Annotated in this window: 17 protein-coding genes and 3 pseudogenes; all 20 read right to left on the reverse strand. The window is 61.5% G+C overall.

Annotated features, from left to right (window positions below; translation table 11 throughout):
* Positions 1-17: 17 nt before the first annotated feature.
* A pseudogene (locus ACPEE0_RS10940) lies at positions 18-764 on the reverse strand (ABC transporter ATP-binding protein); the annotation flags it as partial.
* Positions 761-1,708: a branched-chain amino acid ABC transporter permease gene (locus ACPEE0_RS10945; RefSeq protein ID WP_424574495.1), complete on the reverse strand. Its 948-nt coding sequence runs from the start codon at positions 1,706-1,708 to the stop codon at positions 761-763. The pseudogene ACPEE0_RS10940 and the gene ACPEE0_RS10945, both read right to left, overlap by 4 nt.
* Positions 1,705-2,601: a branched-chain amino acid ABC transporter permease gene (locus tag ACPEE0_RS10950; RefSeq protein ID WP_424574496.1), complete on the reverse strand. Its 897-nt coding sequence runs from the start codon at positions 2,599-2,601 to the stop codon at positions 1,705-1,707. Before ACPEE0_RS10950 ends, ACPEE0_RS10945 begins: the two co-directional genes overlap by 4 nt.
* Complete coding sequence (locus tag ACPEE0_RS10955) at positions 2,580-3,824, reverse strand: ABC transporter substrate-binding protein (RefSeq protein WP_424574497.1); 1,245 nt, start codon at positions 3,822-3,824, stop codon at positions 2,580-2,582. Before ACPEE0_RS10955 ends, ACPEE0_RS10950 begins: the two co-directional genes overlap by 22 nt.
* A 775-nt stretch (positions 3,825-4,599) precedes the next feature.
* On the reverse strand, positions 4,600-6,075 hold the full coding sequence (pntB, locus tag ACPEE0_RS10960; RefSeq protein WP_354177315.1) for a Re/Si-specific NAD(P)(+) transhydrogenase subunit beta: 1,476 nt from the start codon (positions 6,073-6,075) through the stop codon (positions 4,600-4,602).
* Positions 6,072-7,631, reverse strand: coding sequence for a Re/Si-specific NAD(P)(+) transhydrogenase subunit alpha (locus ACPEE0_RS10965; protein WP_354177317.1), 1,560 nt, complete (start codon positions 7,629-7,631; stop codon positions 6,072-6,074). The genes pntB and ACPEE0_RS10965 overlap by 4 nt, the downstream gene beginning before the upstream one ends.
* 43 nt (positions 7,632-7,674) lie before the next feature.
* A pseudogene (locus ACPEE0_RS10970) lies at positions 7,675-9,194 on the reverse strand (NAD-dependent succinate-semialdehyde dehydrogenase).
* Positions 9,195-9,351: 157 nt separating this feature from the next.
* Positions 9,352-10,362, reverse strand: coding sequence for an alpha/beta hydrolase fold domain-containing protein (locus ACPEE0_RS10975; RefSeq protein ID WP_424574498.1), 1,011 nt, complete (start codon positions 10,360-10,362; stop codon positions 9,352-9,354).
* Positions 10,359-11,216 (reverse strand): flavin-containing monooxygenase, encoded by an 858-nt coding sequence (locus tag ACPEE0_RS10980; RefSeq protein ID WP_424574499.1) that lies wholly within the window; start codon positions 11,214-11,216, stop codon positions 10,359-10,361. The genes ACPEE0_RS10975 and ACPEE0_RS10980 overlap by 4 nt, the downstream gene beginning before the upstream one ends.
* Positions 11,191-11,631 (reverse strand): flavin-containing monooxygenase, encoded by a 441-nt coding sequence (locus tag ACPEE0_RS10985; RefSeq protein WP_424574500.1) that lies wholly within the window; start codon positions 11,629-11,631, stop codon positions 11,191-11,193. The genes ACPEE0_RS10980 and ACPEE0_RS10985 overlap by 26 nt, the downstream gene beginning before the upstream one ends.
* The gene (locus ACPEE0_RS10990; RefSeq protein WP_424574501.1) at positions 11,615-11,860 is read right to left on the reverse strand and encodes an NAD(P)-binding protein; all 246 of its coding nucleotides are present in this window, start codon (positions 11,858-11,860) and stop codon (positions 11,615-11,617) included. The genes ACPEE0_RS10985 and ACPEE0_RS10990 overlap by 17 nt, the downstream gene beginning before the upstream one ends.
* A gap of 3 nt (positions 11,861-11,863) precedes the next feature.
* Positions 11,864-12,992, reverse strand: a pseudogene (locus ACPEE0_RS10995) (zinc-binding dehydrogenase).
* 73 nt (positions 12,993-13,065) lie between these two features.
* On the reverse strand, positions 13,066-13,818 hold the full coding sequence (locus ACPEE0_RS11000; protein WP_009359532.1) for an SDR family NAD(P)-dependent oxidoreductase: 753 nt from the start codon (positions 13,816-13,818) through the stop codon (positions 13,066-13,068).
* Positions 13,819-13,878: 60 nt separating this feature from the next.
* Positions 13,879-14,811 carry an alpha/beta hydrolase gene (locus ACPEE0_RS11005; RefSeq protein ID WP_152419644.1) on the reverse strand — a complete coding sequence of 311 codons (933 nt, stop codon included), beginning with the start codon at positions 14,809-14,811 and terminating at the stop codon, positions 13,879-13,881.
* Positions 14,812-14,891: 80 nt separating this feature from the next.
* Positions 14,892-16,418, reverse strand: coding sequence for a flavin-containing monooxygenase (locus tag ACPEE0_RS11010; RefSeq protein WP_009359530.1), 1,527 nt, complete (start codon positions 16,416-16,418; stop codon positions 14,892-14,894).
* 24 nt (positions 16,419-16,442) lie between these two features.
* Positions 16,443-17,288, reverse strand: a complete 846-nt coding sequence (locus tag ACPEE0_RS11015; protein WP_009359529.1) for an alpha/beta fold hydrolase — start codon at positions 17,286-17,288, stop codon at positions 16,443-16,445.
* Between the two features lie 33 nt (positions 17,289-17,321).
* Complete coding sequence (locus ACPEE0_RS11020; protein WP_152419643.1) at positions 17,322-18,017, reverse strand: TetR/AcrR family transcriptional regulator; 696 nt, start codon at positions 18,015-18,017, stop codon at positions 17,322-17,324.
* A gap of 305 nt (positions 18,018-18,322) precedes the next feature.
* The gene (locus tag ACPEE0_RS11025) at positions 18,323-18,931 is read right to left on the reverse strand and encodes a TetR/AcrR family transcriptional regulator (RefSeq protein WP_354177404.1); all 609 of its coding nucleotides are present in this window, start codon (positions 18,929-18,931) and stop codon (positions 18,323-18,325) included.
* 269 nt (positions 18,932-19,200) lie between these two features.
* Complete coding sequence (locus tag ACPEE0_RS11030) at positions 19,201-20,268, reverse strand: alpha-ketoacid dehydrogenase subunit beta (RefSeq protein ID WP_424574502.1); 1,068 nt, start codon at positions 20,266-20,268, stop codon at positions 19,201-19,203.
* A complete protein-coding gene (locus ACPEE0_RS11035; protein ID WP_424574503.1) occupies positions 20,265-21,209 on the reverse strand; it encodes a thiamine pyrophosphate-dependent dehydrogenase E1 component subunit alpha in 945 nt (314 codons plus the stop codon). Before ACPEE0_RS11035 ends, ACPEE0_RS11030 begins: the two co-directional genes overlap by 4 nt.
* Between the last annotated feature and the right edge of the window lie 9 nt (positions 21,210-21,218).

Here is a 21,218-nt window from a genome sequence, read left to right on the forward strand (position 1 = left end):
TTGCTCCCCCGGGTTCCGAGATACGCTTCCTGGACGGCGGCGTCCTTAATGACCGACTCCGGTTCGCCTTCGGCAATCAGAACACCGAAGTTCATGGCGTAGAGGTAGTCACAGGTATCGACCATCATCTGCACATCGTGCTCAATGAGGAGTTGGGTAAGACCGTCCTGGCGCAGCTTCACCATTAGTTCGGAAATCTGGTTGCGCTCTTGCCTGTTCATTCCTGCGGTGGGCTCGTCAAGGAGCAGGACTGTGGGGTTGTTGGCGATGGCCCGGGCAATTTCAACTTTGCGTTGCACCCCGTAGGAGACCTCATCCGGCCTGCGCTTTTGGAGGCTGCCCAGCCCCGTCCGCTCGATGGCGACATCGATCTGTTCCTCTAGCTGCTTTCTGGTGGGCGGTTTGTCCACGCGCCGCACGTCAGTTGCAAGGGCGATATTTTCGCGGATAGTCCGGTCCGCGAGCAGCCGGACTGTCTGGAACGTGCGGCTAACGCCGTGACGGGCAACCACATGCGGTGCTTTATGGTGGTAGGGCCGGCCCCCGAGGATCAATTCCCCGCGCGTCAAGGGAACCAACCGGGTCAGCGCTGCGAGTAGGGTGCTCTTCCCCGACCCGTTCGGTCCGACAATGCCGGCAATTTTTCCCGCGGGCAAACTGATGTTCAGCCCGTCTACTGCCTTGATGCCGCCATAATGGACGGCCACGTCCCGGGCCTCAAGAACCGTTTGCCCGCCCAGTGATCCGCTGTTCGAAGTCGTCATTGGGGTTTGCTCCCTGTAGTAGCCGATGTTCCGGCCGGTTCCGACGCCTGCAGCAGCGCGGGTACCTTATTCACCTCGTCCTGCCGCGGACGCGTCTGTGGTTTTTCCCGATATCTCCGGAAAAGATCCTTGAGCACGCTGTAGATTCCACCAGGCAGGTAAATCGCAGCGACGACAACGATGACTCCATAGACCACGTTGCGCCATTCCCCGACGGCTGCCAGCAGCAGCGGCAGCCACACGAAGATTACTGTCCCTATCAGGGCCCCGATCCACGAACCCGATCCGCCGATAATGATGATGGTCAGCGCTGTCACTACAAGGTGGAACCCGACTGCCTCAGGCTGGATAGTGGTCGCCACCAGCACCTGCATGCCGCCGGCGCAGCCGCCCAGGGCGCCGCTGACCAGGAACGCCATACGGCGATACCGTGCCACGTGGATGCCCATTGAAGAAGCAAGTTCAGGATCGTTAGCTACCGCCTCGACCCGGCGTCCCATCGCGCCGGACTCGGACCAGGCTATGAGGGCCACAACGAGAACCGTTATGAGGACGATATGCAGCAGATTCAGGGTGCCCACGACCCCATACAAGCCCGTGTGCCCGCCGGTGAACTCACCGCCGTTGCCGGCAAGCACACCGATAATCAACACGAAAGCGACTGTGGCCATGGCAAGATACAGGCCGGTCAGCCGCTGAACCATCAGTCCGAGCAGGTATCCGACGACGGCCGAGACCGCAATGCCCAGCAGCAGTCCGGGCCAGGTGGTCCAGCCGAACCGGGCGATGGCGATGCCGCAGACGTAGCCCCCGATTCCAAAGCTGCCGACGCCGGCGAAGGACAAAACGCCCATCCGCATCGGGAATTGGATGCTGAGTACCGTAAGCAACGTGATGAACGTGCCCTGGATCAGAACGAAATTGGACGCAAACCACTGACTCATGTGCGGCGCACCTCGAGCTTTCCAAGAATGCCCTGCGGGCGAACAAGCAGGAACAAGAAAATCAATCCAAAGGACACCGCGCTGGCCCACGATCCAGACCCATAGAGGATGACGAAGGTTTCCGAAAAGGCGAGGACAAAGCTGCCCAAGACAACGCCGGTCATGCTTCCCAGCCCTCCCAGGACGATGATGGCAAAAGCCTTGATGAGAAACCCGTCGCCGGATTGGGGTGAAAGTGCCACCAGATGCAGGGTCAACATCGCCCCGGCGAGGCCCGCGAGGGCTCCCCCGACCGCCATGGTGCCCACGGCAAGCCGGGACTGATTGACGCCCATGAGCGAGGCGGTTTCCGGATTCACTCCGATCGCCCGCAGGGCCAGGCCGCGTCGGGACTTCTTCATCCACCAGATGAGCCCAGCGCCCAGGATCAAAGCCAAGGCCAGGACGGTGGCCACGGTGCTCCCGATCCTCAGCCCGGCCACCTCCACGGTGCCCGGGCCCAAGGACGCGGCCTCACCAAAGCTGAAGGCGCTGTTCCGGGTAGCGATCTCGACGATACTGACCAAAATCGCCGCAACTCCGATTCCACCGATCAGGATCTGGATCTCTGCAGCCCGATGGTTCTTCGCTCGCTTGGAGATCGGAGCGAAGACGAGTTTTTGAATGAGAACTGACAATAAGGCGCCGGTCACCGCCGCGAGCCCGATGAGCACCGCTCCGGGAAGCGGCAATAACTTCAGCATCAGGTGCGCAACGAACGCCGAAAACATAAACACTGCGCCGTGGGCAAAATTCAAGATCCCAATGGTTCCCCAGGTCAACGCCATTCCCATCGAGAACAGCAAATAGATCGAACCTAGAACCGTGGCATTCAACAGGTCCTGTAGCAACATGGCGTACATCCTTCAAAGTTGTAGACGGCCGATAACCCGGCGCCGAAGCTAATCGACGACCAGAGATTCCCCGGCGCCGTTCCACTCCACAAGGACTCCTTCGACCCGAACATCGTGCCCCGCCTCAAAGGTGAGCTGTCCCTGGGCGCCCAGGAAGCCCTGTTGCCAACCTTGGTGAGTCCCTCAGCGATGCCCTGCCTGGTTGCTGAGCCAGATTCCTTGATCGCCCTGCCGATCCACCACACCTGGTCGTAGGCCTCAGCCGCGAAAAGGTTGGGCTCGTGACCGAATTTCTGCTTGAACGCCTCAACGAATGCCTTCACATTTTCGGTCGGCTGGGCGACGCTGAAGGTAGTGGCATAGATCACGCCTTCACCGTCTTTACCGGCAGGAACGAGGGCGTTCGGCACCACTGCGGACAGGGTGTAAATCGCTCCCTTATAGCCGGACTTCCGCAGCTGCACCGTCGCAGTTGCCACCTGCGGTCCGATCAGCGTCAGGACCACAGCATCGGGGTTTTCCTGAACCACCTTGCTTACGGACGCTTGGAAATCACTGACATTGGCCTCGAACTCGAAAGACTGGGTGACTTCCACGCCAGCTGGTTTGAGAAGATCGGGAAGTACCTTTTTGCCGAGCTCATTGAACGTAGGGTTTGAAGAGGAATTCAGCACATTAACAGTTTTGGCGCCCGAGGCAGCGATGTGATCGGTCAGCAGATGGAAGTAAGAGGATGTCGGAGCTGAGGCACGGAAGTGCATATTCCCGGTCAGGAGCCCCGAGACACCGGACTGGGTGAAGACGATCGGAATGCCCGCGTTCTGTGCGATCGGGGCGACCGCCAGCGCTTCACTGGAAATCATTGGCCCCAGGATGGCGGCTGTCGCCGGGTCGGCAAGAGCCGCCGTCACTTCACTTGCAGCCAGCTGGGGATTGAATGCGGCGTCGCGTTCAGTGATTTCAAGCGTCACTCCCTCGCCGAGGAACTTCTGTTGGTTAATCTGCTCTGCTGCCAGCGCTGCTCCTTCAGCAGCGCCGATCCCAGAGTAGGCAACCGGGCCGGTCTGGTCCCGGACGCCGACCAGCTTGATCACCCCGGGAAGCGAGCCATCTGCGGAGGATCCCCCGCCTGCCGCTCCCTGGTCCGCGCACGATGTAAGCGCCAAGGCTGCAACCGCCGCGAAGGTGGTAACGGCCAGCAATCGCCGTTGATTGTTCTTCATGTTTTTTCCTAATCTTTGCCATGAAATTGTTGGTGCGTCCCCGCCCCACTTGCGAGGATGAGCTGCCCGGGACGAGCGGCTCCGGGGGCAATCAACCCGACCAGGCGTGTTTTCCGGTCCTTGCCATCAGGCGAAAACGAGTGACGGGGTGGTCTGCCGGTAACTTCAGCCCATCTTGCGCAGGGTGAAAGAGATTCTTATACCTGAGCGCTTGTCGGGCCTTCCTCACCATTGAGTTTCCATACCTCGCTGGTTCAGGCAGCCAGCATGGGATTGTGTCCGCCCGTGCTCCAGACTTTCTTGATGCTCTCACAAGTTAGTATCAGTGAGCCGGCGCACAAAGTCAACGGGGAAATGGCAGTTATTGGAAAGAGGGTTTAGTAACGCCAAGACGAAGTTAGTAGATATAACCTGGAGTAAGTAGTGGTTCGCCGGAGCATGTTACGGGTCGTCGATCAAAACGCCGCACGCGCTGATAATCCACGGCCGCAGGGTCATGTGAGTTGGGGCATGTCGCTTCAGACCATCGTCCGTTATAGAGCGCGGGCCTCGGCAGGGCGTCGCAAGGCACCCTTGTTTCGAGCCGGGGCCTACGGCATGAAGGTAGTGCCACCTGCCCACCAGCGAAGCCCTCTGCGGTATCCCGCAGAGGGCTTGCTTATTGGTGAGCCTGCAAGGCCGCTGACGCTACTGCAGGATTGCGTGTCGTCCTTCCGCGCCCACACTTGTGCGGTGCGTTCGCAGCAACTTCTCAGCGCCCGCCCCTCAGCCGCCTCTAGAAGGCCTTGAGGATGTCTTCGACGCGTTGTTTGGCGTCACCGAAGAGCATTTGGGAGTTGTCGCGGTAGAACAGGGGGTTCTGGACGCCGGCGTAGCCGGCGGCCATGGAGCGTTTGAACACGACGACGTTTTCGGCTTCCCAGACGCGGAGGACAGGCATGCCGGCGATGGGGCTACCCGGGTCTTCGGCCGCCGCGGGGTTGACGGTGTCGTTCGCGCCGATGACGAGGACCACGGAGGTGTCGCCCAGGTCGTCGTTGATTTCGTCCATTTCCATGACGATGTCGTACGGGACCTTGGCTTCGGCGAGCAGTACGTTCATGTGACCCGGGAGGCGCCCGGCGACGGGATGGATGCCGAACCGGACGTTCACGCCCTTCTCGCGGAGCTGGTGCGCGAGTTCGGCGACGGGGTACTGGGCCTGCGCCACTGCCATGCCGTAACCGGGTGTGATGACGACGGACGAGGCGTTGGCCAGCATTTCCGCTGTCGCTTCGGCCGTGATTTCACGGTGCTCCCCCTGGTCCGTGTCCCCCTTGCTGGCGGGTGCTGCGATGCCGAAGCCGCCGGCGATCACGGAGATGAACGAGCGGTTCATGGCCTTGCACATGATGTAGGACAGGTACGCACCCGAGGACCCGACCAGGGCGCCGGTGATGATGAGCAGGTCGTTGTTCAGCAGGAAGCCCGCGGCGGCTGCTGCCCAGCCGGAGTAGCTGTTGAGCATGGAGACGACGACGGGCATGTCACCCCCGCCGATGGAGGCCACCAGGTGCCAGCCCAACCCCAGGGCGAGTACAGTCACGACGATCAGGAGCCACAGCTGGGAGTCGTTGACGTACCACACAGTCAAAGCGACAAACACGACGAGGGCGCCAAGGTTGATCGCGTTCTTTCCCGGCAGCATCAGCGGTGAGGACTTCATCCGGGCCGAGAGCTTCAGGAAGGCCACGATGGAGCCGGTAAACGTCACGGCGCCGATGAACACGCCAATGAACACCTCGGCGTGGTGGACGGCCATGAGGTCAGCGGACAGGGCCGGGGCTTCAAGGTGCCCGTTCCAGCCCACGAGGACCGCAGCAAGGCCGACGAAGCTGTGCAGCAGCGCGATAAGTTCGGGCATGCCGGTCATTTCCACCACCCGGGCCCGCCAGAGACCGATCGCACCGCCGACGACAACGGCGGCCAGGAGAAGGACCAGACCGGTGATGCCATGCCCGGAACCCCAGGCACCCTGGACGGTCAGCCAGACGGTCGCAGCGAGGGCGATAACCATGCCTGTGATGCCGTAGACCACCCCGGCCCGGGCATTTTCGTGTTTGCTCAGCCCGGCAAGGCTCAGGATGAACAGCAGGGCCGCGACGATGTACGCAGCTCCGGCAATGGTGTCGGCGGTCAGCGGACCGGAGACAGTGTCGGACACGGTAAGGCTCCTCGTAAGTGTTGCTGCTGCTTCGGTGACGGCGCTCATTTACGGGCCCCGTCTCCGCGGGAAAACATTGCGAGCATGCGGCGGGTGACGGCGAAACCGCCAAAGATATTGATGCTGGCCAGCAGCACCGCGACGGCGGCGAGAACCTGCATCACCGGGTTTTCCGAGGTGACCTGCAGCAGGGCGCCGACAACGATGATCCCGGAGATCGCGTTCGTGACGGACATCAGCGGGGTATGCAGGGCGTGGTGTACCTTCCCGATCACGTAGAAGCCGACCACGACGGAGAGCATCAATACCGTGAAGTGCTGCGGCAGCGGCGCCGGGGCAACCGCGCTGACCAGGAACAGCGCGGCGATACCCGCGGCAAAGAGCCCGGCCTTGCCAGCGGTGCCAAGGCCCTGCTTTTCCTTCCGTTCAGAGCTTCCGGCAGCCGCCGACGCGTCCGGCTTCACCACCGGCGCGGCAGAGACCTGGACCGGGGGCGGCGGCCACGTCAGCTCCCCCTCCCGGACCACAGTCACCGAGCGCTGCACCACGTCATCAAAATCGATCCGGAGCTGGCCGTCCTTGCCCGGGGTCAGGAGCTTGAGCAGGTTCACCATGTTCGTCCCGTACAGCTGGGAAGCTTGGGCCGGCAAACGGGCCGGAAGATCCGTGTAGCCCAGGATCACCACTCCGTTATCAGTGACGACGCGTTTCCCGGCAACGGAGCCTTCGACGTTCCCGCCCTGCCCTGCGGCCATGTCCACAATGACACTGCCGGCCTTCATGCTTGCCACATCATCGGCGGTGAGCAGCTTCGGCGCGGGCCGGCCCGGGATCAGGGCTGTGGTGATGATAATGTCCACATCCGCTGCCTGCTCGGTGTACATTTCCGCAGCGCGGGCGTTGTACGCCTCGGACGTTGCCTTCGCGTACCCGTCAGTGGATTTCATCTCCTCCCCCACCTCAACCTTGAGGTAGGTCCCGCCGATCGACTTCACCTGATCCGCCACCTCGGGACGCGGATCCGTAGCCCGGACAATCGCGCCCAGGCTCGACGCGGCACCGATCGCCGCCAACCCGGCGACGCCGGCACCAGCCACCAGGACCTTCGCCGGCGGAACCTTGCCCGCCGCTGTCACCTGCCCAGTGAAGAACCTGCCGAACTCATGCGCCGCTTCAACCACAGCACGGTACCCGGCGATGTTCGCCATCGAACTCAGCACGTCCATGGACTGCGCCCGCGAGATCCGCGGAACCGCATCCAACGCCAGCGCCGTGATCGGACGCGAAGCCAAAGCCTCCACCAGTTCCGGGCGCAGGCCCGGGCTCAACGAGCCGATCAGCGTGGAACCAGGAGCCAGGCGGCCGATTTCCTCTTCAGTAGGCGGATTGATGCGCAGTACCACGTCGGAGCCCCATGCCTCATCAGCACCAACAATCAGCGCCCCGGCCTCGGCATATGCTTCGTCGCGGAACGACGAGGACTCTCCCGCTCCTTTCTCAACCACAACGTCGTAACCTAACCCCAGCAACTGCTTGACGGTGGTTGGTGTCGCAGCCACCCGTGTCTCCTGGCCCAACTCGGCCACAATTCCAATTCGTGTCACGTTTCTCCTTTAAAGTGTTCTCCAGTTATAAATTTCGGCCGGCCTAGCTCGTGTGGGGGTCGGTGATGCCGATGTATTGGGTGGTGGTGTATTCGGTGATGCCTTCGGTTCCGCCTTCGCGGCCGAGTCCGGATTGTTTGACGCCGCCGAAGGGTGCTGCGGCGTTGGAGATGATGCCGGCGTTGAATCCGATCATGCCGAATTCGATCTGCTCTGCCACCCGCAACAGCTTGTTGAAGTCGCGGCTGTAGAGGTAGGAGGCGAGCCCGTACTCGGTGCTGTTGGCGAGTGTGATGGCTTCTTGTTCGGTGGTGAAGGTCGTGACGGGGGCGACGGGACCGAAGATTTCCTGGCCGAGGATCGCTGCGTCGTTGGGGACGTTGGCCAGGACGGTGGGCTGGTAGAAGTACCCGGGGCCGTCCACGAGGGCGCCGCCGGTCACGGCGGTGGCTCCGGCGTCGACGGCGGCGGTGACGAGGGCGTGGACGTCGTCGCGGGCGCCGGCGTCGATGAGCGGGCCGACCTGGGTGGACGGGTCGGTGCCGCGGCCAGTTGACAGTTTGCCCATCGCTTTGGCGAATTTGGTGGTGAATTCGTGGGCTACGGTTTCGTGGACGAGGAAGCGGTTGGCGGCGGTGCAGGCTTCGCCCATGTTCCGCATCTTCGCTGCCAGGGCTCCTTCGACGGCGGCGTCGAGGTCGGCGTCTTCGAAGACGATGAAGGGGGCGTTCCCGCCCAGTTCCATCGAGGTCCGCAGGACGTTCTGCGCGGCGTCGGCCATGAGCCGCTTCCCGACGGGAGTGGAGCCGGTGAAGGAGACTTTCCGCAGCCGGGAGTCCTTCAGCAAGGGCCCGGAGATCCCGGACGCGGAGGAGGAGGCGACGACATTGAGGACTCCGGCGGGAGGCCGGCGTCGAGCATGGTCTGCGCAAAGTACTGCGCCGTCAACGGTGTCAGCTTCGCGGGTTTGAGGACCATGGTGCAGCCGGCCGCGACGGCCGGGGCTACCTTCCGGGTCGCCATCGCCAGGGGGAAGTTCCAGGGAGTGATCAGCAGGCACGGTCCGACGGGTTTGTGCTGGACCAGGATCTTGTTCTTCCCCTCGGGGGTGGTGAGGTAACGGCCGTAGTCGCGGACTGTTTCCTCGGAGAACCAGCGCAGGAACTCCGCCCCGTAGGTCACTTCGCCGCGGGCCTCGGCCAGGGGTTTGCCCATTTCCAGGGTCATCAGCAGCGCGAAGTCCTCGGCCCGTTCGGTGACGAGGTCGAAGGCGCGGCGCAGGATCTCAGCCCGCACCCGGGGTGCGGTGCGCGCCCAGGACGCCTGGACGGCGTCGGCCGCGTCCAACGCCTTGATGGCGTCGTCGCTGGTGGCCGAGGCGAGGGTGGCGAGCACTTTCCCGGTAGCGGGGTCGTGAACGTCGAAGGTGCCGCCGTCGGACGCGTCCACCCACTTCCCGCCGATCAATAGTCCGGTAGGCACCGATGCGAGGAGCGCGGCCTCGCGCTCGGGGGAAATGGGTTCGGCTGCGGGAACAGTGGGCAGCACGGAAGTAACTGTCATGGAAAAAATGTCCTCGGGAAGTGGTCAGGAGCTGCGGGCCGGATAGCACCGGCCGCAGGGTTTACAGATCCGGCGTGCTGGGTTGCGAGACACATCCAGGCGTGATGTAAGGCGCCAGGGCAGGCAGGGGCCGCCGGGCACGGGCGGGGGGGCCGGGTTAGCTGATGGTTTTGGTTGGGTTGGTGAGTTCGATCAGCCAGTTCGCGGCCCGGTCGAACAGTTTTGCCCCGGTCGGGATCAGCCCGGCTGAGGTGAACAGGCCGTGGGAGTGGCGCGGAAGGTGATGGTGCTCCACCATGGCTCCGGCGTGTGCGAGCAGGCCTGCGTAGGCGATGCCTTCATCGGCCAACGGGTCCAGCCCGACCGTGACCACGAAGGCCGCGGGCACACCGTTGCGGGCGAAATCGGCGCGGCTGCGCAACCCGGGCGAGACGCGCAGGTCACTGGCCGTCTGGCCATCGGGCAGGTAAAGGCTCCGGAACCACCGCATCGAGTCCGCAGTCAGCGGGAAACCCTCAGCGATCCGGGCGTACGACTCCGATTCGTCCAGCAGGTTTGCCACCGGGTAGAGCAACACCTGGCCGATGATGGTGGTTCCGTTCACGACAGAACCGGGGTCCGTGGCAAGGACCGTGGCGAGGTTGCCTCCGGCGCTGTCCCCGGCCACGACGATACGGTTCCGGTCCCAGCCGTACTCCGGCGCTTTGTCCCTGACGAATTCGAGGGCGGCGCGGCTGTCCTCGAGCGGGGTGGGGAACGGATGCTCCGGGGCCAGCCGGTACTCAACGGACACCACATCCAGGCCGCTGACCGCGGCCAGACGCCGGCAGAGACGGTCGTGCGTGTCCAGTGAACCGATCACCCAGCCCCCGCCGTGCAGGAACACAACAACGGGACGCGGCGCCCCGCCACTGCCGGTCCCGGGATGGTAGCGGCGCAGGCCGATAGCACCGCCCTTGACCGGGCACTGCAGGGTCTCAACGCGCTCCAGTGACACTACCGGGATCCCGTTCGCGGCGCAGCCGGCCTCGTACGCGGCCCGGGCCTGCTCCAGAGGAACGTCCTGGAAACTGACCCCTCCCCCGTCACGGAACGCCCGGATCAGGGCCACCGCATCTGGCGCGACTTCATCAAGCGGGACAGCCGCCGTCGAGAGCTCAGCTGTCATACTTCCGTCGTTTCCCTCACCGGCAGCGCGGCGCCGGAAACCAGGTAGTCGGCCGGCCTCCACTGCCCGGCCAGGCTGCGGTACTCCTCAACCGTCCCGGACCAGTTGTTAATGACCTTGCCAGCGGCGTTCTTGTACCAGCTCGAGCAGTCAGAAGAAAAAGCCGACCCTTCCATCGCGTCCTGCAAAGCAGTGTTGTACGAGGCCAAGACCTGGCCCCGGACCTCCACCGCGGCCTGCGGGACCGGCAGCAGGTGCTCGAGAACTTCAAGAATGTAAGCCTGCTGGATTTCCAACATGGTGATGATCGAGTTGTGGTTCAGGTTCGTGTTCGGACCGTAAATCATGAACATGTTCGGGAACCCGTCCACGCTCATCCCAAGGTAAGCCTCCGCGCCCTCAGCCCACCGGTCCTGCAGGTTCCCACCCGCGGCCCCGATGACCTGCAAATCACCCTGGAACGCCTGGCTGCTGAACCCCGTCCCGTAAATAATCACATCCGCTTCATGGACCCTCCCGTCACGGGTGCGCACACCCTCCGGGACGATAGCCTCGATGCCCTCAGTGACCAGCTCAACGTTCCCACGAGTCAACGCCGGGTAGTAATCGTCACTGCGCAGAATACGCTTGCATCCGAACTCGTAATCAGGGGTCAGCTTGCGCCGCAGCTCCGGGTCCGGAACCTGCGCCTCAAGATGGGCCAACGCCTGATCAACACCGGCCCGCTGCGCGTCGGTATCGTGACGCGTGCGTTCAAAGCCGCTCTCCCGGAAATCATGCAGGGTCCGGCGGCTTTGCTCAAACGTTTCCGGACGCTCCTCGAAAGTATCAAGCTGCTCCGCGCTGAAGACCACCTGGTTGCGGGGGCATGATCCAGTTCGCACTGCGCTGAAAGACCTCCAGGCGCCCGGCGACCTTGGCCACTTCCGGAACATACTGGACAGCGCTGGCCGCCGAACCGATGCTGATGACCTTCTTCCCCGCCAAATCCACGCCGTGGTCCCAGCGGGCGGAATGAAAAGCGATCCCCCGGAACTCCTCAATGCCCGGAAAATCCGGCACAAGCGGCGTGTTCAACTGGCCCCACGCCGGGATGAAAACACGTGCCGTGTGTTCGCCCGAACCAGCGACCTGCAAACGCCACAGCACCTTCTCCACATCCCACACCGCCGACGTGACCTCGGCGTTAAAGTTCAGGTGCGGGCCGAGCGCGAACCGGGCAGCCAAACGCTCCATATAGCCCATCAGCTCATCACGGTCCGCGTACATCCGGCTGACCCGCCGGTGCGGAAAAAAAGCTGTAACAGTACAGGTGCGCCTCAGTGTCGCAGGCAGCCCCCGGGTAACTGTTATCACGCCACACCCCACCCAGGCCCGGACCCTTATCAAAAATGGCGAAGTTCTCAATGCCCGCCCGCTTGAGCTGCGCGCCCATGCCCAGGCCACCAAAACCCGCGCCCAGGACCACAACATCGTGATCAGTTCTCTGGATGCCCATCAGTTATTTCCGTTCTGACTCTGTTGATTCAAAAGTAATGACTTGCCGGATCCCGCTGCCCGACGCCAAAGCGTCCATGCCCTCGTTGATCTCGTCAAGGCTGATCTGCCGCGAGACCAGCCGTTCCAGCGGAAGCTTCCCCTCACGCCAAAGTTGTTCAAAAACAGGAATATCCCGCTGCGGCACAGCCGAGCCCAGATAACTTCCCACGATCGACTGCGCCTTCGCAGTCAGCCGCAACGGCTCAATCGAAGACACAGCCCCCGGAGCCGGCAGACCCACGGTAACCAACGTGCCACCCAGGCCCAAAAGCCGGAACGCGGTCTCAAAAGCGCGGGGATGCCCCGCAGCCTCAAGCACCACATCCACAGCCACCGACCGCTCCAACGCCTCTTCCGGCGTGTACGCCGCGGTAGCCCCCCACTGCCGCGCAAGATCCAACTTGGACTCCTGCGCATCCACCGCAATCACACTCCGGCAACCAGTAGCCAAAGCAGCCAACAAACCAGCCATACCCACTCCCCCCAAACCGACAATCGCCACGCTCGACTCGGAAGTGATACGCCCAGCGTTCAGAAGCGCCCCGCCCCCGGTCAAAACCGCACAACCCAGCAGGGCCGCAATCGTCGGCGGCACATCCGCACCCACCGGCACCACCGACCGATGATCCACCACCGCGTACGTGGCAAACCCCGAAACACCCAAATGGTGCGCCACCCTCTCACCGCCACGGGTCAAATGAGACGAACCACCCAGCAAAATCCCCTGCTCATTACTCCTGCTCCCAGCCGAACACGGCAACTTCCCCTCCGTCAGGCACGCCTCGCACTGCCCGCAGCGCGGCAAAAAAAGTCATCACCACCCGACGGCCAACAAGCCCAGCATCAACCCCAAGGCCCACACCCTCGACAATCCCCGCCGCCTCATGACCCAACAACATCGGAACCGGCCGCGGACGCGAACCATTAACCACCGACAAATCCGAATGGCACAGTCCCGCCGCCTCAATCCGCACCAACACCTCACCCGCCGCCGGACCACTCAACGTAAGCTCATCCACCGTTATAGGCCGGCTCCCCGCATACGGACCCTCAACCCCCAACGAATTCAACACCGCACCACGAATCGTCAACGTCGGCAGCGAGCCCACAACGTCGTCGCAGTGGCGCTCCGCGGCTACGGCGCACATAACGCCCTCCACATTTTCAATTGACATAGAAGCCACCATTAACGCTGACGTTCTCCCCGTGGATGAAGGAGGCGGAGGGGCTGCACAGGAAATCGATGACCGCGGCCACTTCTTCCGGAGTTCCATACCGGCCCAGCGGCGTGCTGCTGAGGATCGTGCCACCCGCGCCTTCGCGCAGTGATTGCGTCATGGGGTTCTCGATAATGCCTGGAGATACTGTGTTGATGCGCCGCTGGTCGCCCAGCTCCCACATGACGGATCGCATGAGACCAAGCAGTCCTGCTTTGCTCGTCGCATAATGGGCATGGCCCTTGCTTCCCCGCAGCCCGGCAATGGAGCTGACCAAAACAATGGAGGCATCCGCCGTCAGCCGCGGCAACGCCGCACGGATCATCCGGTAAACGGCGGTGAGGTTGATGTCGAGGCACTCCTGCCAGGCATCCTCGCTGATGCCGGCGAAGTCACTTTCCGGATAGATGCCGGCAGCCAGGACAAGGTGCTGAATCGTCGCGCCCGCTGGGAGTGACTCCAGCAGCTTTTGCGCGCCATTTTTGTCGCCGGCTTCGTAATGCACCTGTAGGTCGTTGTCCGACGATGCGGACTCCTGGACCGCGGGCTGGCGATCGGCCGAGGCAACGCGCAGCCCTCTACCCAGGAAGAGATCGCCAACGGCACGGCCGATCGATCCGCGCCCTCCGGTCACCACCGCAATCGGGCTGTCCAATCCCATCACGGGGGTGCTCACCTGAAGCTGTTCGCTAATACTCATGGTCGGTCTTCCTTTGAATACGGGTTTGGACGCCGTGGATCACCTGATTGCCCAGGCTGTTCATAGGTGCTCCAGGAACCACGTGCCGGCAGCAGCCCGCGTTTCTCGCAGGTGCTTCGTGTACGACTCAAAGTGACCGTCGGCAACGACTACAAGACGCTTCGGGTCAAGGGCACGCTCATAGGCTTCCAGCGCCAGATCGGCGGGGGTTGTCTCGTCGTGGGAAGCGACAACCATCAGCAGCGGCGTCGGCGATACCCGGCTTACAAACTGGCCCGGATCGTACATGGCCGCCCGCCGAGAGGACCGAACGGTGATAGTTTCCGCTGCCTCGACGCCTTCGGGGAGCGGAAAAAGCTCGTGGTACGCGATCAGCTTTGCAGATCGGTAAGCTGCAGGAACTTCCGGGTCCAGACTGACTACCGCACGCCGGGCCGGCGGCTCCCCAGCCAGTTGGGCACGCTCGTCGGCGTCGTAAACGGCTTCCACAGAAGCCCGATCTTCCGGCTTAATGCGCCGAAGGCTCTGTTCGTATCCGCTGATTGTCGGTACCTGGACGGTAACGGCCTTGAGCCGGCGGTCGGTGGCGCCCAGCACCAGGCCATGGCCGCCCGCATAACTGGTCCCCCAAAGCCCGATACGGTTGGGGTCGACTTCGGGACGGGACTCCACGTAGGAAATCACGCGACGCCAATCGGCAATCTGCTGCCAGGGATCGATATCTCCCCGGATTTCGCCGCCGCTGAGCCCGAAGTTCCGGTGATCATGCACAAGAACAACAAAACCCAGGGAACAGAAGTATTCGGCGTAGTCCGACAATGCGCGGTACTTCAGACCGGCAAACCCGTGCGCCATGGTAATCGCCGGGAAGGGCCCCTGACCGCTGACGGGGATGTAGAGCCACGCGTGGAGACTAATTCCCCCTTCGACAGGAATTTCCACATCGATGCGATCAGTCACAGGAAATTCCTGCAGCTGAGTACTGGTGTTCATGGTTGTTTCACTTTCCCTGAATGGTTTGCTGCGGCGCGGCTCTATTTCGCACGCCAAGCAAGCTAGAGATTCTTCGCTTGTTAGACCTTCTGTTCGGCCAAGGACCGTACTTCATAAGCTTCGGGGCGGAACACGCCATTCGAATCACGGAAGCGGCTCATGAAGTCGGGCCAAATCGTCGAAAGTCGTCCGTTTCGCTCATCCACGTACCAGCTCTTGCAGCCGCCCTCAAGCCAGACCGTTCCTTGTGCGTTGCGGTCAATCATCGCCGCGAAATCCATCTCGGCATCCTGCGTTACCTCCATCCGCGTGTAACCGTTCTGGTGAAGGTAATCGAGGGCGCCGAGGATGTAGTCAATCTGGGACTCAATCACGAAGATGATGGACCCAGCGCCGAGACCTGAGTTGGGACCGTTCATAATGAAGAGGTTGGGGAATCCGTTGACCGTGCTGCAGGCGTATGCTTGCTCGCCCCGTGCCCAGTGGTCAGCCAGCAGTAGCCCATCCGTCCCATGAATGCGGTGCGAAATGGGGAGGTCACTGGTCTCGAAACCGGTGCTGACGATCAGCGCGTCCAAGTCATGTTTGCTGCCATCTTTCATGACAACAGCATTCTCAGTGATCCGTTCGATGCCCTGCGTCTCGAGCTCAACGTTCTCACGCAGGTAGGTTGGGTAGTACTCATTCGAGATAAGAACCCGTTTACACCCGATTGCATAGTCCGGCGTTAGCTTGGCCCTGAGGTCCGGGTCCTTAATCTGATCAGCCAGGTGATCAAGCGCAAGTCCTTCGACCCTGCTAATGAAGCTCTCGATACCACGGCGTTGCGGGAATCGCGCCTCACCTGCCCAGAAAAGATCGCGGCGAAGTTTCTCGGCCGTATGGGGCAAGCGGGCAAACATGTTCTTCTCAGCTGTGCTGTATTCACGGTCCATGCGCGGGACAACGTAGGGTGCTGAACGCTGAAAGACAGTGAGCTTCCCGGCGACCTTGGCCACCTCGGGAATGATCTGAATCGCCGAGGCGCCGGTGCCGATCACGCCGACGCGCTTGCCCTCAAGACTGGTGTCGTGATCCCAACGTGCCGAATGGAATTTTGCACCTTTGAAGTCGTCGATTCCTGGAATGTTGGGATATTTGGGGTCTGAGAGGTGGCCCGAGGCAGTAACCAGTACGCGTGCCAAATAGCTACCGTTTGCGGTGCTAATGAGCCACTCGTTTGATTCTTCGATCCACGCCGCACCCAGCACTTCGCTGTCGAACCGCATGTGCCGGTCAACACCCTCACTCGTTGCGCAATCGCGCAGATACTCGAGGATTTCAGGCTGCCGGGCGTAGACGCGCGACCATTCAGGCTTGGGCTTGAACGAGTATGAGTAGAGGTGCGACTGAACGTCGCAGGCGGCCCCGGGGTAGTGGTTGTCGCGCCACGTTCCCCCGAGTGAATGCTCTCGCTCTAGTACGACGAAGGACTCTTCGCCGGAGCGCTTGAGCTGGATTGCCAGCCCGGTCCCCGAGAAGCCGGAGCCGATAATCGCGACGTTGACCCGCTCGGCTTCCTTCTGTAACTGTTCGTTGTCAGCCAGGACATTTTGACTGTTCATCATGTGCTTTCTTCGTAGTCAGATGCATTAGGGGGTGGAGGTGGCGTAAACATCGCCTGGAGATGTGGCGTGAGGTGCCGCAACAAAGTTGTCGATAAGCATGAAGAGTTCAGCAGGACGTTCCTGCACTACCGCATGCCCCGCCTCTATCTCGACGTAGCGTGAATCCCGAATCGCTCCGAACAGTTCACGGCTGTGGCTTACGTCCACAATTTGGTCGTGTATGCAGCCAACGACGAGCGTGGGAGCGCTGATTGTCTGCACTTCCGCTCCAATGTCGATGTTGTCGCTGAGTTTTATGACAACTGGCGAAATCGAGGAACGCCTTGATTTCTCGACGATTTCCTGAAAGTCACGCTCGGTCCGGGCGCATAGATAATGCGCGCTGTAGCTCGAGTAGAGGTTGAAGTCAGAGAGCGCAGATGACCCGGATTGGGCGAGTTCGCGCCAGATGCCGTTTCGCACCAGCTGATGCCGGTCAGTCTTCATCCAGCCGGCAATGAGCACCAGGGATGCGACGAGGTCAGGTTTCCGTGCTGCTGTGGCTTCCGCTACGACAGCGCCGAACGAATATCCCACCAGTGCAACGGGGCTACCTGGTGCGAGCTTTTCAATAACGGCCTGGGCCTGGGCCACGCAGTGTTCAAGTGTAAGGTCCTGCCCATCTTTGGGTAGGCCGAAGTCAAAAGTGATCACTCGACGTGTGAAGGCCAGCATCGGAAACAGTGCCCAGAAATCCTTCTCGGCGGACCCCTCCATGCCATGGAGGAGCACTACAGGCGGCTCACCATTGCCGCGCTGACTGTCGTAGAAGCGGACGTCGATACCATCAACAACGACCGTCCCTTCTTTAAGATCCGGGTAAAGAGACACCGTACTCCTTCGGTTTGACGCTGCTTGTTCGTTCTAGGGGGCTGACTTTTTCGGGTCGGTTGACCGCTCGTTGAGAACCAGCGGATCGAGTTGGGCGCTCAGCCGGGCATTGACCCTCTGCCAAATTGTCGTGGGCTCAAAGCCGCGCACGGGCGTGCGATCAACTTCATGGATAAAAATTCCCTGGCAGTTTTGTGCCACGGCCAGCGGATCCACGTCGGCATAGATTTGGCCGGTAGCCTGACCGTCGGCAAGAATCCGCCGTGCCCGTGCAATGAGCCTGTCGCCCTGCTGGATGGCGCGTTCGCGGCCAGGGCTCGTCATGTCGAATCCTTGCCGCAGATAGAGTGCCGCGTTAGTAGGGTCTTGCAGATAAAACTCAGCGCGAGCCTTGTAGAGGTTGCGAATGCGGTCGCAGTACCATCGGCCGCCTGTATCGTTGCCCGCCGCTTCAATGAGGTCGTCCTCATGCTCGAGTTCGTCCAGCACAGAGTCCATCCGGTCGCCATAAGCCAGTGTGAGCAATTCGTCCTTTGACGAGACGTAGCGGAAAAAGGTTGCGTCGCCAATTCCTGCGCGAGTTGCGACCTCTTTAGTTGTGATCGAGGCGTAGGGCTTGGTCGCCAAAAGATCGACGGCCGCTGCGCGAATGCGCCGCATGACCTCCAGCTTCGCTTGCTCTCGTAGCCCCATTGGTGCGGCATGCAGAGCCGGCTGTTCTCTAGTCAATGCTTCTCCTTGTGGGATTCGATGTGCGACGCCCTCGACGCTGAGGCATTTGCGAGAGTGCCCTCTAATGAAGAGAGTACACTATCTCAATGAGGGTGAACAGTCATTACCCGAAATTTATGGAATCAAGGCTGCGGCACTTCGTGGCCAACAGCCTGACTATGCCCGCTATAGTGCGGTGCCCAGCTTCAAACAGTCATTAGGACCGGCTGCACAACATCGAGGAGCCGCCGCACCGAATGGGCAATACGCGTCGTGCACGTGAATTGCCGTGCCCGTTGTTCAGCAGAACCTGCGCGTGGTTCTCAGGGAACTCCGGTAAGCCGCACACTGACCTCTGCAAGTGCCGCCGCGATCCTGTGCTGGTCCAACGTTCCTCCCAGAGGATGTTCCTCCACCCATGCCTCAGCGACACCCATCGCCAACGACATGTACGTCCTGGACGCCAACCGTTCCACCGCAAAATCCAGCGGCGTGGAGCCCCCAACACGACGCATGCGCCGCCGCGCCCGGCGCACGTAATACTCCTCAAACCGGTGACGAACCGCCTTCGCTTCAGGAGGACCGGCAACAGCCCACACATACAAAAGCCTGGCCTCCTCACGGTGATGCTCAGCCCAGGTCCACACCAGATTCACCGCCTCCCGGGTCTGCAAAAGCTTCTCCGAGGGCTCCTGCGAACTCGTCGCATTCATAATCCTGTGACTGACCTCAAACACACACGCAGTGAACAACTCGGGCTTGCCCTGGAAGTGATAATAAATCGACGCCAGACTCATCGACGTCTCATGCGCCACCTCAGCAATAGAAGCCGATATCCCCTTCCGGGCAAAAACAACAATCGCAGCCTCGATAATCTCCTGCCGCCGCGACGGCCGATGCGCAGCACGACGCGGACGCGCCTCCACTGTCATAAACCAACCACAACCAACAAAACCCACATCTCCACCAACACAATGCCGCCCACCTTCTGCCCGAGACCCACACCACAACGAACCACAACCAGAACCGCCGTCACCTCAGCACGTGACCCCAACCCTGCGGCGGCCCCACCATCCGCATGCATGCTTAACGGGAGGAACTCCTGTGACCCCGCGACAGAAGGCCGGGTCACAGGAGTTCCTCGTGTTAACTTGCAATGCCTAAAGAAAGACCATGCGGAGAATACAAACCACTTCCGCCGTCATGCTTCATCCAGGCCTCCCGCGGCCAACGGCTGTGGGCGCGGTCTGCTACTTCGTCGAAAGCGGGACGCGGCAAAGCTGCCGGGCGGCGTCCTTGATCGTTTCCGGGGTGGGAAAATGTTCAGTGAAGTCGAGAATGGCACCGGAACGGAGGGCGCCCCGATACGAACAACGGGAGCTTCCAGGTCGCTGAACAGCTCCTCTGTGATACGCGAGGCGATCTCGGCACCCGGTCCTACGGACGTAGTGGCCTGATGGGTCACGATGGCCCGCCGCGTACGCGAGACCGATTCCAGCACGGTCTGCATATCGAGCGGAACCAGCGTACGCAGGTCAATTACCTCAAGCTCGATGCCCTCCGCGCTCAGTTCTTCAGCTGCAGCAAGAGCAATCGCCACCTGGGGTCCGTATGTGACCACCGTAACGTCACTTCCGTGTCGCTTGATGTCGGCCACTCCGAACGGAATGCGCACATCACCGTCCGGAACGGGACCCTTCACACTGAAGAGCATTTCGCTGTGTTCAATGAACAGTGTCGGGTCGTCGCCGAAGATACTGGTCAGCATCAGCCCCCGCGCATCTGCAGGAGTGGACGGGACGACGACGTTGATGCCAGGCGTGTGCATGAACCAGCTCTCAAGCGACTGGGCATGCTGCGCGCCGAACCGCGAACTGCCGACCGTGGTGCGGATCGTAAGCGGAACCGGAGTATGGCCCCCGCTCATGTAGCGGAGTTTGGCGGCGTGGTTGACAATCTGGTCGAGTCCAACAGTGATGAAGTCGAAGAACATGATTTCGGCGATGGGCCGGTAGCCTCCCAGAGAAAGACCGATGGCAGAGCCGACGATTGCGGCCTCGGCAATGGGAGTGGCCCTCACCCGGTCCGTGCCGTACTTTTCAGACAAGCCTTTCGTGACCTTGAAGACGCCGCCTGCCGGGTCGGCTACATCCTCGCCCAGCAGCACGACTCGTTCATCGAGTCCAAACGCTACGTCCATGCCCTCGTTGAGGGCTTTGGACATGTTTACGATCCGGGAGGATTCGTTGGTGGCTGCACCGGTGGTCATGCTGAAATCTCCATCGTCTTGGTTGAAAACACGTCGGTAAATGCCTCCCGGGGATCCGGGTAATCACTGGCGTAGGCAAAGGCAAAGGCATCCTCGACGTCGGCGAGTGCCTGGCCGTCAATCTCTTCCAGTCGTTCTTTGCTGAGTACCGCCGAGCTTTCCAGTAGCTCACGCAGTTTGCCCACTGGCTCGGCACCCCGGGCGGCATCCAGGTTTTCCTTGGGCATATAGGAGTAGTCTGCCGTCGACGTATGTCCGCTGAGCCGATAGGTCACGGCTTCGACAAAGAAGGGACCGCCGCCGTTCCGGATCGACTCCGTCGCCCGCCGCAGGACTTCGAGGGTCGCCACCGGGTCGAAACCATCGGTTGTCGCCGACTCCATGCCGTAGCCCTTGGCCTTGGAGGCAATTTCGGTGATGACCATGTGATCGCCCGTGGGAGTGTGCTCGGCCCACTGGTTGTTCTGGCAAACAAACAGAATGGGCAGCTTCCAGACAGCCGCCAAATTCATCGCCTCATGGAACGCACCGATGGAAGTGGCGCCGTCGCCGAAGGTCACAGCGGTAATCTTGCCGTCCCCCGCTAGCAGCGACGACAATGCCAAGCCGGCTGCAATGGGCAACCCAGAGCCGACAATCCCCGTCGTTGTCATAAGCCCGTATGCGGAATCAGCAATATGCATCGCCCCGCCTTTGCCCTTAGCGACACCTGTGGCGCGCCCGGCAATCTCAGCGATAACGGGACTCAGCGGCACACCCTTGGCGATAACATCACCGAGGTTTCTGTAGGTCGAGACCAGGTAGTCGTCAGGGTTCAGGGCCAGAGCGAGCCCCGCGCACACCGCTTCCAATCCTGCCACCGGATAGGTCGCGGCTTTCAGGGTGCCGGCTTTGACATCTTTCTGAATTTTTTGGTCGCAGACCTGAATCGTCTTTGCCACCGTGTAAAG

The organism is Arthrobacter sp. SD76, from assembly GCF_049726125.1.
GTDB lineage: Bacteria > Actinomycetota > Actinomycetes > Actinomycetales > Micrococcaceae > Arthrobacter > Arthrobacter nitrophenolicus.

Coding starts and splice junctions, on each gene's coding strand:
- ACPEE0_RS10945 (WP_424574495.1), bottom strand. CDS start 1,708: ATGAGTCAGTGGTTTGCGTCCAATTTCGTTCTGATCCAGGGCACGTTC.
- ACPEE0_RS10950 (WP_424574496.1), bottom strand. CDS start 2,601: ATGTTGCTACAGGACCTGTTGAATGCCACGGTTCTAGGTTCGATCTAT.
- ACPEE0_RS10955 (WP_424574497.1), bottom strand. CDS start 3,824: ATGAAGAACAATCAACGGCGATTGCTGGCCGTTACCACCTTCGCGGCG.
- pntB (WP_354177315.1), bottom strand. CDS start 6,075: ATGAGCGCCGTCACCGAAGCAGCAGCAACACTTACGAGGAGCCTTACC.
- ACPEE0_RS10975 (WP_424574498.1), bottom strand. CDS start 10,362: ATGACAGCTGAGCTCTCGACGGCGGCTGTCCCGCTTGATGAAGTCGCG.
- ACPEE0_RS10985 (WP_424574500.1), bottom strand. CDS start 11,631: ATGTACGCGGACCGTGATGAGCTGATGGGCTATATGGAGCGTTTGGCT.
- ACPEE0_RS10990 (WP_424574501.1), bottom strand. CDS start 11,860: ATGGGCATCCAGAGAACTGATCACGATGTTGTGGTCCTGGGCGCGGGT.
- ACPEE0_RS11000 (WP_009359532.1), bottom strand. CDS start 13,818: ATGAGTATTAGCGAACAGCTTCAGGTGAGCACCCCCGTGATGGGATTG.
- ACPEE0_RS11005 (WP_152419644.1), bottom strand. CDS start 14,811: ATGAACACCAGTACTCAGCTGCAGGAATTTCCTGTGACTGATCGCATC.
- ACPEE0_RS11010 (WP_009359530.1), bottom strand. CDS start 16,418: ATGATGAACAGTCAAAATGTCCTGGCTGACAACGAACAGTTACAGAAG.
- ACPEE0_RS11025 (WP_354177404.1), bottom strand. CDS start 18,931: ATGACAGTGGAGGCGCGTCCGCGTCGTGCTGCGCATCGGCCGTCGCGG.
- ACPEE0_RS11030 (WP_424574502.1), bottom strand. CDS start 20,268: ATGACCACCGGTGCAGCCACCAACGAATCCTCCCGGATCGTAAACATG.